Annotated in this window: 13 protein-coding genes; 5 read left to right on the top strand and 8 right to left on the bottom strand. The window is 51.8% G+C overall.

What is annotated here, in order from left to right:
* Positions 1-2 precede the first annotated feature (2 nt).
* From DES37_RS04545 to DES37_RS04555, 3 genes are read right to left on the bottom strand one after another with little or no spacing between them, the layout of a single operon-like run.
* Complete coding sequence (locus tag DES37_RS04545) at positions 3-809, bottom strand: putative hydro-lyase (protein ID WP_110024998.1); 807 nt, start codon at positions 807-809, stop codon at positions 3-5.
* Positions 806-1,579: a LamB/YcsF family protein gene (locus DES37_RS04550; RefSeq protein WP_110024999.1), complete on the bottom strand. Its 774-nt coding sequence runs from the start codon at positions 1,577-1,579 to the stop codon at positions 806-808. The genes DES37_RS04545 and DES37_RS04550 overlap by 4 nt, the downstream gene beginning before the upstream one ends.
* A gap of 8 nt (positions 1,580-1,587) precedes the next feature.
* A complete protein-coding gene (locus DES37_RS04555) occupies positions 1,588-2,832 on the bottom strand; it encodes an NRAMP family divalent metal transporter (protein ID WP_110025000.1) in 1,245 nt (414 codons plus the stop codon).
* A 339-nt stretch (positions 2,833-3,171) separates the two neighbouring features.
* On the opposite strand from DES37_RS04555, the gene DES37_RS04560 reads away from it, so the two are divergent.
* On the top strand, positions 3,172-3,822 hold the full coding sequence (locus DES37_RS04560; protein ID WP_036112236.1) for a GntR family transcriptional regulator: 651 nt from the start codon (positions 3,172-3,174) through the stop codon (positions 3,820-3,822).
* 18 nt (positions 3,823-3,840) lie between these two features.
* On the opposite strand, the gene DES37_RS04565 is transcribed toward DES37_RS04560, so the two are convergent.
* The 3 genes from DES37_RS04565 to DES37_RS04575 all read right to left on the bottom strand — a co-directional run bounded on the left by DES37_RS04565 (position 3,841) and on the right by DES37_RS04575 (position 6,739).
* Positions 3,841-4,242: a DUF6515 family protein gene (locus tag DES37_RS04565; protein WP_036112233.1), complete on the bottom strand. Its 402-nt coding sequence runs from the start codon at positions 4,240-4,242 to the stop codon at positions 3,841-3,843.
* A gap of 343 nt (positions 4,243-4,585) precedes the next feature.
* Complete coding sequence (gene yahO, locus DES37_RS04570; protein WP_036112570.1) at positions 4,586-4,861, bottom strand: DUF1471 family periplasmic protein YahO; 276 nt, start codon at positions 4,859-4,861, stop codon at positions 4,586-4,588.
* 240 nt (positions 4,862-5,101) lie between these two features.
* Entirely contained in the window at positions 5,102-6,739 is a 1,638-nt protein-coding gene (locus DES37_RS04575; RefSeq protein ID WP_110025001.1) for a mechanosensitive ion channel family protein, read from the bottom strand.
* A 495-nt stretch (positions 6,740-7,234) separates the two neighbouring features.
* On the opposite strand from DES37_RS04575, the gene DES37_RS04580 reads away from it, so the two are divergent.
* From DES37_RS04580 to DES37_RS04590, 3 genes are all read left to right on the top strand, one after another.
* Positions 7,235-8,374: an ornithine cyclodeaminase family protein gene (locus DES37_RS04580; protein WP_110025002.1), complete on the top strand. Its 1,140-nt coding sequence runs from the start codon at positions 7,235-7,237 to the stop codon at positions 8,372-8,374.
* Between the two features lie 82 nt (positions 8,375-8,456).
* Entirely contained in the window at positions 8,457-9,755 is a 1,299-nt protein-coding gene (locus DES37_RS04585) for an NAD(P)/FAD-dependent oxidoreductase (protein WP_036112223.1), read from the top strand.
* 245 nt (positions 9,756-10,000) lie between these two features.
* Positions 10,001-11,410, top strand: coding sequence for an APC family permease (locus tag DES37_RS04590; protein WP_110025003.1), 1,410 nt, complete (start codon positions 10,001-10,003; stop codon positions 11,408-11,410).
* Positions 11,411-11,484: 74 nt separating this feature from the next.
* On the opposite strand, the gene DES37_RS04595 is transcribed toward DES37_RS04590, so the two are convergent.
* Entirely contained in the window at positions 11,485-12,297 is an 813-nt protein-coding gene (locus tag DES37_RS04595) for a helix-turn-helix domain-containing protein (RefSeq protein ID WP_110025004.1), read from the bottom strand.
* 365 nt (positions 12,298-12,662) lie between these two features.
* On the opposite strand from DES37_RS04595, the gene DES37_RS04600 reads away from it, so the two are divergent.
* The gene (locus DES37_RS04600) at positions 12,663-12,920 is read left to right on the top strand and encodes a helix-turn-helix domain-containing protein (RefSeq protein WP_110025005.1); all 258 of its coding nucleotides are present in this window, start codon (positions 12,663-12,665) and stop codon (positions 12,918-12,920) included.
* Positions 12,921-13,082: 162 nt separating this feature from the next.
* Here DES37_RS04600 and DES37_RS04605 read toward each other — a convergent pair whose 3' ends face one another.
* Positions 13,083-14,369 (bottom strand): MFS transporter, encoded by a 1,287-nt coding sequence (locus DES37_RS04605; protein WP_110025074.1) that lies wholly within the window; start codon positions 14,367-14,369, stop codon positions 13,083-13,085.
* Positions 14,370-14,382: the final 13 nt, after the last annotated feature.

Raw genomic sequence — 14,382 nt, forward strand, 5'->3', positions numbered from 1 at the left:
TATTATTGTTGCCAGGCGGCGTCCGGAATATCGGTGATAAACATGTGGCCAGGGGCATGGCTTACAGCAAATGGCACCTGCGATGCCATCACTGCTGCCTGCGGGGTAACACCACAGGCCCAGAACACCGGTACTTCTCCCGGGCGCAGTGTCACCGGGTCGCCAAAGTCTGGTTTGCTGATGTCCTGAATACCCAGCGCCTGCGGTTCACCAATATGTACCGGTGCGCCATGGACGGCCGGGTAACGGGCAGTAATAGTGACGGCATCAGCAACCTGATGAGCCGGAACCGGCCGCATGGAGACCACCAGTTCGCCTTTCAGCCTGCCAGCTTCACGGCAGGGGCGATTGGTCCGGTACATCGGCACATTGCAACCTTCGCTGATATGGCGGACATCAATGCCTGCCTGCATCAGTGGTGTTTCGAATGTGAAGCTGCAGCCAATCAAAAAAGTGACCAGATCCGGGTGGCTTTGCCAGATTTCACGGGCATCGGTCACTTCTTCTGCCAGTTCACCATTACGCCATACCCGGTAACGCGGTATGTCCGTATCCACACGGCTTCCGGCTGCCAGCATGGTGTGGCATTGCCCGGCTTCGAGGACATCAAGCACCGGGCAACTTTGTGGGTTGCGCTGCGCGTAGAGTAGAAAATCAAATGCCCAGTCGCGTGGCAGGGCTATCATATTCGCCTGGGTCATGCCTGGTGCCATTCCGGCGGTGGGTTTGTCGTAACCCTTACGAATTCGCAGGCGAGCCTGTGCCGCTTCTTCCAGTGCTTGTGGTGTAGCAGGATAATTAATGTTCATTGCTGCTCTCCCGGGCAAAAAGGCGCAATTTGGATACCTTCCTGCTCCAGTGCAGCCCGCACTTTGATTGCCATTTCTACGGCACCGGGGGAGTCGCCATGCACGCAGATACTTTGGGCAGAGATGGGCGTGAACACACCTTCAACTGACACCACACCGCCTTCGCGCACCAGTTGCACCATACGGCTGGCAATGGCCTGTGTATCGTGCAGCACAGCACCGGCTTCCCGGCGTGAAACCAGCGTGCCGTCCTGGTGGTAGGCCCGGTCGGCAAAGGCTTCAGCCACAACCTGCAACCCCTGCTCGCGAGCAAGCTGTGCCAGGGGAGAACCGGCAAGCACCACCAGTGGTAAACGGGCGTCATAGTCTTTAATCGCATTAATGACTGCCATGCCCTGGCGCCTGTCGTGTGCAATTGTGTTGTATAACGCCCCGTGGGGTTTGACATAACTCACTCTGGTGCCTGCTGCACTGGCGAGGCCCGCCAGTGCGCCAATCTGGTAAATTACGCTGGCAGTCAGGTCGTCATCTGCCATGTTCATTTCCCGGCGGCCAAAGCCCTGTAAATCCGGGTAACCCACATGCGCGCCACAACACACCTGGTTGGCTGCGGCGGCTTTGAGTGTGGCCCGCATCCCTGCCGGGTCACCGGCATGGAACCCACAGGCAATGTTTGCGCTACTCACCACAGTCAGCATGCGTGCGTCATCACCCATATGCCACTGACCAAAGCTTTCGCCAAGATCGCTGTTAATATCAATGGTGTTCATAGGCAGCCTTATGCAATTTTCAGGAAATTAAAAATAGTGGAAACCGACATGATGGCCATATACCAGGTCATGATGCAGGTTATCAGCCCCAGCCACAGCAACCAGCGTGGGTAACGGTAACCGTCCATCAGGTCTGCCCGGTGCCAGCCAACCCACAGGAATAAAGTTAACCCCAGGGGAAGTACCAGGCCATTGAACCCGCCGGCAAACACCAGCAGAGCTGCGGGGGCTGTACCCAGGCACAGATACACAACCAGAGTGAATGCAATAAATACCAGAGTGGCGATATTGCGCTGGCGCTCAGTAATCCCCGGGCGGAAAACGGAAATAAAAGAAACGGATGTCCATGCGGCACCTACCACGCTGGAAAGTGCGGCGGCCCACAATACAATACCGAAAATACGCAGGCCCACATTACCGGCTGCGGCCAGGAATGCCTGAGAAGCCGGGTTCGCATTGTGGCTGGAGAGATCAATGGTGATACCACTGGCAACCACGCCAAAAATAGCCAGAAACAGCACATAACGCATGATGCCGACCACAATAATCCCGCGGTTGGCCGCCGAAGAAACTTCTTTGATGTGTTCTTTGCCGCTGATGCCCTTATCCAGCAGGCGGTGAGCACCCGCATAACTGATGTAACCCCCAACAGTACCGCCAACAATAGTGGTGATTGCCGCAAAGTTAATATTGCTGGGGAACACGGTTTCACGCAGTGCCATGCCCAATGGCGGGTGTGAAACCAGTGCCACATAGAGTGTCAGCACTATCATGACAACCCCCAGCACAATAAGCATGCGGTCAAGCGCCACACCGGCACGGCGTGAAGCAAAAATATAAATCGCAATACCTGCGCTGATAAGCCCACCCAGTTTAGGGCTCAGGCCAAACAAGGCATTCAGCCCTAAACCGGCACCCGCGATGTTGCCAATGTTGAACACCAGCCCACCAAAGATAACCAACACAGCCAGCAGGTAACCACTGCCCGGGATTGCCCGGTTTGCTACCTCTGCTGCGTTCATTTGTGTCAGGGTTACCACGCGCCAGATATTTTGCTGTACGACAAAGTCAATCAGGATAGAAGCCAGAATACCGAACGCGAATGCCGCACCCAGGGTGGCGGTGAAGGTGGCGGTTTGGGTAATAAAACCCGGGCCAATGGCGGAGGTCGCCATCAGAAATATGGCGGCGAGAAGAGATGAACGCCGGTTTTGAACAAAGCTTTTATGCTGATTGATGTTATCAACTGCCATTGCATGCACTCCAGTCGGGGGGATGTCATGTTGTTAAGCAAAAATCATTCCATTGTTGGGTTAAAATTATTTCATTGTTCATCAATTAAAAATAAATTGTTGAACAATATTGACCATAGTGGAAAAAATACGAATGTAAAATATTTGTTAATGCGTAGTTTTAAAAGAGTGAGGTAACACGCAAAAACAGCGGTGCACAGCAATGACGCACGGCATGCACCGGGCTGGTGCGTTGTGCGCGGCTATGCCAGCAATAATGCCGGGAAGGGGTGAGGGCAAGTTGCTGCTCCTGTTGGATTATGGGAATATTGCCGCTTGTCCCCCGTTGGTGAGAGGCAGATGAGAGAACCTGCAGAGCCTGTACTGAGTGAAATGATTGCTCAGGCATTACGTCAGAAAATTATTGCCGGAGAGTTACTGCCTGGTGCCCGCCTCTCGGAAAGGGAATTAACCAGCCAGTTGGATATTTCCCGTAACACGTTACGTGAAGTTTTTCGTTTGCTTACTCAGGAAGGGCTGTTGCGTTACCAGCCAAACCGGGGCGTGTGTGTGGCGGTACCCACAGATGCCGATATCATAGATATTTACCGCATCCGGCGGTTGATTGAATGTGATGCATTGCGTAATGCTTACCCATACCACCCGGCGATTACCATGATGGAGCGTGCCGTTGATGATGCGCGTCGCGCTTTACGGGAGGAAGACTGGGGGGAAGTGGGTACCGCGAATATGCAATTCCATGCGGCCATTGTCGCACTTTCAGACAGTGAGCGCCTGATGCGGCTGTACCAGCATATTTCTGCCGAATTACGCCTGGCCTTTGGTCAACTGGCAGATAAAGAGATGCTGCATTCACCCTATGTGGAGAAAAACGCGGGGATAATTTTGTTGCTGAAAGCGGGTGAGAACGGTAACGCGGCGGCCACCCTTGAAACCTACCTGAATATTTCTGAACGCACTATTCTGGCTGCGCTGGCGCGCAGCCGGTAATTTACCTGAGCCTGGCGGTTACAGGCCTGCCGGGCGAGGTACTTCTATATAACGGCCATCCACATCACGCTCGTAATAGTGGCCGTCACTGACATAATAACGGCGGCCATTAAAATCAAGCGGGTGGAGTGCACCTGATGACGGTGCTTCCACTACTGTGGTGGCCGGTGGCTCTACCACAACATAGTGGTCATTCTGGCGTTGGTAGTAAATACCGTTAGCCACATAGTAAGTCAGCCCGCCAATCAAGAGTGCAGTGGCAATATCCGGCAGGATATTCACCCGGTGCCCGGGGTGAAAAAACGGTGCCGGGCCATGGCCAAAATCCGGGCCGGGGCCTGGACCCGGGTGAGCCTGAGCCAGCGGAGCCAGGCTGCTTAGTGCTGCGGTAAACAGCATTATTAAAGAAATCTTTTTCATGTACACCTGCCTTTGTCAATACGGTGCGCCCTGTGCTGCGGGCACCGTGCGCTATACCCTGTCGTTCACCTTGCCAAAACCTGGCAAGACACGGACACAGCGGGTATATCCTTAATGGCATAGTATGGGCGTGAACCACCAGACTCAATCAGACAACGACAAGTTCCATGATTAATCCACAGTTGTTACCGGGCGTTACGTAATGTTGATAGGGTGTGCCAGGAGAGGAGGGGTGGTGGTTCGCTGCAGCCGTTAGCTTTGGTGATAAAACAGAAAGAAGGAAAACAGTGGTTTCCCTTCTTTCTTGACGGTATTCATACCATTATATTAAGCCGCCAGATGCTTATTTTTTCTTATAGACATCGGCTGTTACGTGGATTTTGTTTTCTGTCTGGCCGGAGGTCAGAACATAAACGGAGCCGCCCAGATCATCGGCTTTTTTCGATAACTCTTCTTTGGCGTCCATTGGGGATGTTTCACCCGCACTGGAGATAGTCCCTACTTTGGTATACTGGTCTGCGACTTTTTCAAAGTCGACTTTTTTCATCATTTCCGCAGAGTAAGCGCTAAACGTAAAGGCAGCGAGTGCAGCGATAACAATTTTTTGTGTAATGCCCATCATCATAAACTCCCTTACTTGTTGAATTTATAAAATAGCCACTTGATGTTTTTACTGTACCAAGCAATGTAAAGTTAGTTCAGGCAGTAAAAATTTCAAGGAAATCGGGGGATAATGTTTACTTATTTATTTTATCCCCGCATTTGAATGCTTCCGCTATTTTAGTGCCCATTTCCTTAATGCCGGTTAATACGTTACCACGGCTTAATAACCAATTAATTACTAATAACTATTACCTGCTCAGGTTATTTCCGGGTTCACCGGGCTGCTGTTTGCATCCGCAGGGCGCGCTGGCGCGTTATGCCAGTGCTCGGGGAGTACCACCACCGGTGTTTCGGGTTGAGCAATAAAGTTGGGCGACATAATTTGTACCCCAAATGTGTTGAATACGTCCTGTATTTGGGCGTGCAGAACACTTTTTACCGCGGGCATAACGGCACCTTTTTCCAGCGCAACCTGGAGTTCGTACTCGACATACCAGTCTTTCAGGCTCAACTGGCGTACAACAGGCGCAACAGACTGGTTGATACCCGGAGTCTGGCTCGCGGCCAACTCCAGTAAAGCATGCACTTGCCGCCAGGGCGTGTCGTAACCGATAGTAACTGAGGTGGTGATTGTTATCCCGGCATCACGGCGGAACGCGCTTAAATTGGTGATTTTACCACTTACTGCCACGGCATTGGGCACAGTCACTATGTGGTTTTCCCGGGTAAGAATTTTGGTCGCCAGCATGCCAATTTCACTGACAGTGCCTTCGTTCTCACCAATACGAATCATATCGCCACGGCGTAATGCACGGGAATAAATCAGCACCAGCCCGCTCATTGCGTGGTTCATTACACCGGCAGAGCCCAGAGTCAGGAGTAACCCAAAAAACACGCTCACGCCTTTAAACGCTAATGAATTCGCACCGGGTAAAAACGGGTAGGCGGCAGACAGGGCAAACAACCAAATAGCCACTGAGATGAGTTTCCGGGTGGCGCTGACTGTTTCAGGGTGAATGCCCGGCAGGTGTAATTTTTCGGTTTCCACCTGGTGGAGCAGAATGCGCAACAGTTTCAGAATAAAAACAGTGATTAATACGATAATGGCAACAATGACCAGCCCGGGCATAGCAGTGATAATGGCCAGGCCGATTTGCTCCAGCACATTGACTGAATACGCACCCAGTGATTCCCCCCACAGGCGGGTATAGGGGAATAAGCGGAACAACCAGCTTAGCCAAATATAAAATAACACCAGGCCCAGCAATGTGAGCAGTGTGCCCACTACCCGGGCTTCAATGTTGCCCAGCAAGCCGCGCCATGCATGGGGGATAATGCCTTTTTGTTGCAGTATCCGGCTGTCAAAATAGCGTTTGGTCCAGCGCCAGGCAGAAAAACTCAGGCGGTTTAATAAGATAAGTATTGCCAGCCCACCAATGCCTTTAAGGGTGGACAGTAACAAATAGTGAGGGGAATACTGCTGAATCAGCGCCAGGCGCAGGCTGTTCAGGCGTTTTTGCACCAGTAACGCCGCCTGGTCGAGTGACAAATCATCGCCTTCATCCAGGTCCTGGTCTGCCAGTAACATAAAAGGCTTACCATTAATCGTAAACAGGCGGCAATCCTGGTTATACCGGCGTATCGCCTTTACTTCTACGGGGTGGCGAACATCTTCATCACTTAAATTGCGTAATGCTGACTGTATCCGGCGTACCCGCTCTTCAGGTGTGGAATAACCAATTTTGGCCTGGAGCATAACAACGGGTTGGTGTAACACCATCAGCGTGCGAGCTTTTTCTTCCGGTAATGGCGACTGGCGCGGCTCTGCGCTGTATGCCGGGTGAAAAACGCCAAACACGAATATTAAAAATAACCAGCAACGGGCATGAGGCATAAAAGATCCTTTTACCTCTGGCACGCGGTATTTGCTGCACAGAGTGAATAGTCAAAGAAATACCGATTGGTGATTACGCAGGCTGGCTGTTTTCGTATAAAACGAGTGGGGTTGTTATTTTAATTGCCGCTACCCATATGTGGAAAATAACCAACTGTTTTTTAGCATAGTTCGCGTTAACCCGTCTTCAAGTGGTACCCAAAAGGGAAGGTGACAAATCACAAGAGGAATAATGTTATTGCTGTGCGTTATATTATGTTTTTATTGGACTTTCCTTATCCCCTGGATGCCTTCGTGTCACTAATAATAATTTACAGCTATTTTCGTGGTGCCTGTCCGCGCTGTTTTTCGTTGTCCGATTTTTTCTATTTTTCTGTTTACTGCTCGTGAATGATGCCTGAAACCGCTAATGCTTTGCCTGGCAAATGGCTGGCGGAACAGTAAGACATCGCAACAGCGAATAACAACAAACCATCGCAAACAAGGAACAGGACTATGGCTGAAAATACGCGCATTGATTTTCTCTACCTTTGTGAACAGGACATGATTCGCGCCGGGGTTACCGATATGGCTGCCTGTGTGGATACCATGGAAGACATGTTTGGCCTGTTGTACCACGGTGATTACCGGATGGCAGGCGCCAATAACGATTCGCATGGTGCCATGGTGACATTCCCTGAACATTCACCTTTCCCTTCCATGCCAAAACCTACGGCAGACCGCCGGTTAATGGCGATGCCCGCTTATCTGGGCGGCCAGTTTGGTACCGCCGGGGTGAAATGGTATGGCTCAAATATCGCTAACCGGGAAAAAGGCCTGCCCCGGTCTATTTTGATGTTCACCCTCAGTGACGCTGATACGGGTGCCCCTTTGGCGCATATGTCGGCAAACCTGCTTTCAGCTTACCGCACCGGGGCGGTCCCTGGGGTGGGAGCCCGCCACCTGGCGCGCAAAGATGCCGAAGTGATTGGGCTGCTTGGCCCGGGGGTGATGGGAAAAACTGCTGTAGCCGCATTCCTTGCTGTATGCCCGAGTGTTCATACCATCAAAGTGAAAGGCCGTGGGCGCCACAGCCTGGATAACTTTATTACCTGGGTAACGGAAACCTGGCCGCAAATTACCACCATTGAGGTGGTCGACAGCCTGGAGGACGTGGTGCGGGGCGCGGATATTGTCACCTATTGCAGTTCCTGCGAAGTGGGTGACCCGGCAACCTATCCGGTGGTGAAACGGGAGTGGGTTAAACCTGGTGCGTTTTTAGCCATGCCCGCAGCCTGCCGCCTTGACGAAGGCATGGAACAGGTCGATGTACGCAAGGTGCTGGATAACACCGGCTTGTACCAGGCCTGGTTTGAAGAAGCCCCCAAACCTGCCCATCACTATATTCCGGTTATTGGCGTGCGTTTTATGGATATGGTGGCGCAGGGGCAAATGGCGGCAGACCAACTGGAAGATATTGGCCGTATTGTGGCTGGTGATGCACCTGGTCGCCAGAACGATGAGGAAATTATCATTATGTCGGTAGGCGGGATGCCGGTTGAAGATGTTGCCTGGGGCACGGTGGTGTACCGCAACGCAGTAAAAAAAGGGATTGGTGTGAGCCTGAACTTGTGGGAAACCCCGGCCTTACGCTGAAACTGTTACGGGAACGCAGCCCGAACCGGCTGCATTTAGCGGATTAACCCGCGCAACCTGAATGATAAACAAGAGGTACATTATGGTTCCACCCGTAACGCCGGTGCAAACCGCAACCCGTTTGCCGGAAAAAACCACTGTGGTAGTAATTGGTGGCGGAATTGTCGGTCTGTGTGCCGCATTAACGCTGGCAGAGCGCCAGATCCCGGTGGTGGTGATTGAAAAAGGCCTGCTGGCAGCAGAGCAGTCTTCACGCAACCTGGGGTGGGTACGTAAAACCAGCCGCCTGGCTGAGGATGTGCCTCTGGCCCGCGCAGCAGATAAGCTGTGGGCGCAAATGTCTGCAAGGGTTGGTAGTGATGTGGGATACCGCCAGGCCGGAATCATGTTTATTGCCCGCAATGAGGCACAACTGGCCCAGCATGAACAGTGGCTGGCATCTGTTGCGCACCTTGGGCTGGACAGCCAGTTACTCAGTGCCCGGCAAATTAGCGACCATGTGCCCGGTGGTGTGGGGAAATGGGCCGGTGGCGTGTATACCCCGTCTGATGGCCGGGCCGAACCAACACTTGCCGCCAGCGCGATAGCAAAAGCCGCAATAGCGAAAGGTGTGGTGATTGTTGAAAACTGTGCCGTGCGTGCGCTTGCCACATCAGCAGGCAAAGTGAGCGGGGTGGTTACGGAACAAGGTGAAGTACAGTGTGACCAGGTGCTACTGGCCGGGGGGCTGTGGTCGCGCCGCTTCCTGGGAAATCACGGCATCGCTTTACCAACCCTGCCATTAATTTGTTCCGTGTTACGCACCAAACCTATGGATGGCCCGACGGATATCGCTGTTGGCGCGCCAGATTTTTCATTCCGCCGCCACCAGGATGGTGGGTTTGTGATTACCCAACGTGGAGCGCTGGACGCACCGTTAAGCCTGGATCACTTATTACTCGGGCACCGCTATTTACCGCAATTACGTGCTGCCCGCGGTAACCTGCGCATTTCACTGGGGCGGCATTTTTTCCATGACCTGGCGCTGAAGCGGCGCTGGCGCAGTAACCAGCTTTCACCTTTTGAGCAAATACGCACTATGGACCCGCCGGTAAACCACCAGTTAAACCAGGATGCGCTGGCTAACCTGAGTGCGGCCTGGCCGGCGTTTCGTCATGTGCAGGTTGCCTGGTCGTGGGCCGGGATGATTGATGTCACACCCGATTCCAACCCGGTCATTGGCCCGGTGTCGCAACTGCCGGGGCTGACTGTGGCAACGGGGTTTTCCGGGCATGGTTTTGGCACCTCTCCGGCAGCAGGGCAACTGGCCGCAGATTTAATCAGCAATACCACACCGGTGGTGGACCCGGCGCCATATCAGTTCAGCCGCTTTGCTGCCTGACGTACTGACGGGCATAACAGGCTGGAATAACATTTTTACAGCATTTTGTTAAAGATATGCACCGCTGCTGCGCAGGTGCTGCACGGTGTGGTTGTCTGAATTTTTCTATTTTCTTTTTGGCGAGTGTGAAAAATTAAAATTATCGTCCCATATAAGACAACCGGTAACAAGATATCAGCATATTGATGCCTGAAACCGGAGTTCAGTGGATGCCTGCATTATTACATCATCGTGTAAGGTGAATTATGAATAACGAAACCGAAGTTCAGGGGTTGAGGAAAAATACACTGGGTGTGTTTGCACTGGTGTTTTTTGTGGTGGCGGCAGCCTCACCATTAACAGGTATCGTGGGCGGGTTGCCGATTGCTATTTTATCCGGCAATGGTGCAGGGATGGCAACAACGTATATTGCGGCAAGTATTATCCTTGGGCTGTTTTCTGTCGGGTATATTACGATGAGCCGTTACGTGAATAACACCGGTGCATTTTATGCCTATATTGCGGCAGGGATGGGTGAGAATATTGGCTCGTCAGCCTCATTTATTGCTTTGTTTGCTTATATTTGTGTGCAACTGGCGGTAGTGGCAATGGCGGGTTTCTTTCTCAGCCTGTTTGTACAGGCACATTTTCACCTTGATATTCCCTGGTGGATCCTGAGTGCGCTTTCCTTATTACTGGTATGGGTAATGAGTGTGCGTAAAATTGAAGTCGGGGGAAAATTACTGGGCGTGCTGATGTTGTGTGAAATTGCCATAACACTGGCGCTGGACGGCGCGGTACTGGCTCAGACCCGCCAGCCGCTCTCTTTTGCTGCCTTTAGCCCATCGGTGTTTCTTGACGGCAACCTGGGAATAGCATTTGTGTTCGCGATTGCCTCGTTTATTGGCTTTGAATCCACCGCGATTTATGGCGAAGAGTGCCGGGAGCCAAGAAAAACCATACCGCGAGCGACGCTGATTGCCCTGGTGGTAATCGCCCTCTTTTTCTGCTTCTCTGCATGGTGCCTGTCTCAGGTTTACCCGGCCAGTGAGATTAAAGCTGTTGCCGCCCAGGACCCGGGCAATTTTGTGTTCACTATTGCCCGGCAGTATCTTGGCCAGTGGTCAGTGGATGTCATGAATGTTCTGTTAATTACCAGCCTGTTTGCCGCGGCGCTGGCCTTCCATAACAATATTTCGCGTTACATTTTCAGTGTAGCGCGCGACGGGCTGATTTGGCAGGAGTTGTGCGCAGTCCATGAGCAAAATGGCACCCCGCACAATGCCTGCCATGCGCACAGTGTGATTATGTTGCTACTGATTATTGGTATTGGCGCCGCCGGGCTTGATCCTATTCTTGCTGTCTTTTCATTCGGTTCAGCCATTGCCACCTTGTGCATTTTGCTGTTGCAGGCCGGGGTTTCGCTGGCGGTTATCCTCTACTTCCGCCGCCAGCCACAGCACCAGGAAAGCCGCCTCAATACACTGTACATTCCTGTGGCATCATTACTGACGATGGGAGCAACGGTGTTGTTGGTGATGAATAACCTGACAGTGCTGACCGGCAGTGACTCCAGCGCTGTGGATATCATCCCTGTGCTGATAGCGCTGGTTATCCCGCTGGGGTATATGTGGTCTAAACATAAGTTAAAACACAAAAAACGCGCCTGGGCCTGAATGCCATAGGGGCTTCATTCGCTATAACACTAAACCACGCAGGGGCAACGTTGCGTGGTTTAGTGTTTTTGGCATCAGGCCTGGCTCAGGCACACAGCAGGCTGGCTGAGTTGGACTTTCATTTTTCGCGGGCTGACACCTGTCAGAGTTTTGAAATCTTTTATGAAATGAGACTGATCACTGAACCCTAATTCAGTTGCGATATCGGTCAGGGATGGTTTGCCTGGGTGGCGAATCATGTTGATGGCGATTTGCATACGCAGGAAACGGCTGAATAATTTCAGGCTGACACCTGTGTCATTCAGGAAGATGCGGTAGATGTTACGGCTTGAATAACCAATATCTTTTTCCAGTTCGCCAATTTTTATATTGCCATTATTACGCATTACTTCGGTAATTAAGTATTGTGTTATTTGCGATGACTGGCGTAGTGCTTTATTTGCCATGCTTTCATTGAACACTTTAATTTGTTGCGTAAAGTTTTCTCGTAACGCGATATCTTCAATTACTGATGCGGCCCCAGGAATAATATCTAAAAAATTATATTCATGATCTGGCATATCTTCTGGTATTAGGTCAATATAGTCTGGCATTATACCCGGCATAAACCGGATGCCGAAATAACGGTGGCCGGAAATAAGTTCGACGGGCTTGTAACGAGAAACTGTACCATATACACGAGCTGTTGGTTGGTGTGTATTGCAGTCAAATAAAATATCAATACAATTATCCGGAATGACCAGTGCATTATTCAGGTTATCATCCGTGGTAAATGAATAAAAATGGGATATCCCCCGGCAGTTCTGCATCTGTTGTTGGTAATTCTTCAGCTGATGCGAATTTTGCAGCGCAGGCTGGAACGGCAGAAATTGTTCAGGGTTTGCCATGGTATGTAACTCCAATGTTAATCCATGGTAAATAATGCAAAAAGCATGCCCTGGTCATCACTAACGAAGGAGGAAGCAACGCAGCCACCCCCAGGGGTGAATACAGGTCAATAGTTTGCAGGTTTTACGAATACCCTTGTGCGGTGGCGTGGTGGTGGTTGGCACCAACCCGGGCTGAAAACTATCGGCCAGGTGTTTTCTTTGGTGCGGTATTTTGGTCGGCCCGGCGAACGCTGGTGATATCCGGTTGCCTGAATCAGCAATGATGAGAGCGGGTGGTGTTCGGGAAGCCGAAAGTGATATGCGGCAGGCGTTACCGCTTGCGAAGCGCTTAACAAACACAGGTTTAAGAAGGAATTCCAGATATGGACAAACAAGACTGGCATCCGGCAGATATTATTGCCGGTTTACGTAAAAAAGGAACCTCCATGGCGGCTGTCTCGCGCGCCGCCGGGTTGTCATCGTCGACACTGGCAAACGCAGTTATCCGGCGCTGGCCAAAGGGTGAGCGCCTGATTGCGGATGCGCTTGGGGTCCGGCCGCAGGATATTTGGCCGTCTCGCTACCCGGAGGAAGAGGGAGGCTCGCAGAAGAAATGTACCGCCGGGGCACACAGCAAGTGAACTGGTCTGGTGCAATGCACTGACTCAGGGCGCTGCTGATTCAGCCTGGGTTGTTACACTGACTGGCGGGTTAGCGTGATGTTGGTGGCCCGCAGGCCGCCAACAATGAGTGAAGCTGCCGGATAAATAAGCCCGGGGGCGAGGTATCCCCCCGGGTAATTATTATGCCTGTGCTGGCGATGCCGCTTCATGGCGTGGCGGGCGGATAACCAGTAACACCAGCAAAGCGCCCAGCGCGGCTACTGTGCCTGCCAGAATAAATGCACTGGTAAACTTGCCGCTGGTTTGCACGATATAGCCTGTCACTATGGGCCCGACAATACCAGAAACACTGCCGATCAGGTGGATAAACCCACTGGCACCACCCACGCGCGCCTGGTGCACTACATCCTGAATAATTGCCCAGTAAATTGCCCCGGTAATATAGAGGAAGAATATCGACACCGACATCAGCGCCACAGCTGGCACGACACTGCTCACTGTTCCGGCCAGTGCCACACAGATAGCGGCCATCAACAGGCAAACGACTAACACAATTTTGCGCGACAGCAACAGCCTGCCAGTGATGTTAAATATTTTATCTGAGATATAGCCGCCCAGCGCCAGGCCAATGAAACCGACAATCCAGGGGATCATCGTGGTCAGGCTCATGGATTTTATATCCAGGTTATGCGCCTGGACCAGGTAGGCCGGGAACCAGCTCAGGAAGAAAAACAGAATGTAGTTGTAGCAAAAGAAAGCAAACGCCGTGACCAGAATAATGGGTTGTTTCAGGTAATGGCTTAACGGCGGTGCAGTGCTGTCATCAACAGGCGTCAGGTGGGTTTCCTGGCTTTTTAACAAGGCAATTTCCTGTTTTTCCTGCTCAGTGGCACGTTTGCTGCGCAGTGGGGAGTCTGCGGCAATCAGGAACCAGCCCAGCGCCCAGACAATGCCAATGGTAAAAATAATCACAAAAGCCGGACGCCAGCCAAACCCTAATGCCAGGTAGCCAATAATAGGCCCGGCCACGGCACCTCCTAACGGTGAACCGGCACTTAATAAGCCAACGGCGGTGGCAGCTTGTTTTTGTGGAAACCAGCCATTGATCATTTTATTGGCCGAAGCACAGATTGGCCCTTCTGCCATGCCGAACAGTACGCGCAGAATAAGCAAGGAATAGAAGCCGGTTGCCAGCGCTGTCAGGCCACAAAACAGTGACCACATAATTACTGCGCCGCCCATCACCAGCGTAGGGCCGAATTTATCGACGGCCAGCCCGCCAACGAAGTTAAACAACGCGTAACCAAAGAAGAAGCTACCGAATATCAGACCAAACTGCTCAGCATTGAGCATCAGGTCTTTTTCTATCATGGGAACAGTAATCGATAAGGCAACCCGGTCAAGATAGTTAATCATATAGACCAGGAAAAGCAGCAATACGATGACCCAGCGGAGGTTTTTAATCATGATAATCTCACAT

The sequence above is a fragment of the Mangrovibacter plantisponsor genome (assembly GCF_003182475.1).
GTDB classification, from domain to species: Bacteria; Pseudomonadota; Gammaproteobacteria; order Enterobacterales; family Enterobacteriaceae; genus Mangrovibacter; species Mangrovibacter plantisponsor.

Bases quoted from the DNA above. Each gene is read 5' to 3' on its own strand.
- DES37_RS04545 (WP_110024998.1), bottom strand. From the start codon at position 809: ATGAACATTAATTATCCTGCTACACCACAAGCACTGGAAGAAGCGGCA.
- DES37_RS04550 (WP_110024999.1), bottom strand. From the start codon at position 1,579: ATGAACACCATTGATATTAACAGCGATCTTGGCGAAAGCTTTGGTCAG.
- DES37_RS04555 (WP_110025000.1), bottom strand. From the start codon at position 2,832: ATGGCAGTTGATAACATCAATCAGCATAAAAGCTTTGTTCAAAACCGG.
- DES37_RS04560 (WP_036112236.1), top strand. From the start codon at position 3,172: ATGAGAGAACCTGCAGAGCCTGTACTGAGTGAAATGATTGCTCAGGCA.
- DES37_RS04565 (WP_036112233.1), bottom strand. From the start codon at position 4,242: ATGAAAAAGATTTCTTTAATAATGCTGTTTACCGCAGCACTAAGCAGC.
- yahO (WP_036112570.1), bottom strand. From the start codon at position 4,861: ATGGGCATTACACAAAAAATTGTTATCGCTGCACTCGCTGCCTTTACG.
- DES37_RS04575 (WP_110025001.1), bottom strand. From the start codon at position 6,739: ATGCCTCATGCCCGTTGCTGGTTATTTTTAATATTCGTGTTTGGCGTT.
- DES37_RS04580 (WP_110025002.1), top strand. From the start codon at position 7,235: ATGGCTGAAAATACGCGCATTGATTTTCTCTACCTTTGTGAACAGGAC.
- DES37_RS04585 (WP_036112223.1), top strand. From the start codon at position 8,457: ATGGTTCCACCCGTAACGCCGGTGCAAACCGCAACCCGTTTGCCGGAA.
- DES37_RS04590 (WP_110025003.1), top strand. From the start codon at position 10,001: ATGAATAACGAAACCGAAGTTCAGGGGTTGAGGAAAAATACACTGGGT.
- DES37_RS04595 (WP_110025004.1), bottom strand. From the start codon at position 12,297: ATGGCAAACCCTGAACAATTTCTGCCGTTCCAGCCTGCGCTGCAAAAT.
- DES37_RS04600 (WP_110025005.1), top strand. From the start codon at position 12,663: ATGGACAAACAAGACTGGCATCCGGCAGATATTATTGCCGGTTTACGT.
- DES37_RS04605 (WP_110025074.1), bottom strand. From the start codon at position 14,369: ATGATTAAAAACCTCCGCTGGGTCATCGTATTGCTGCTTTTCCTGGTC.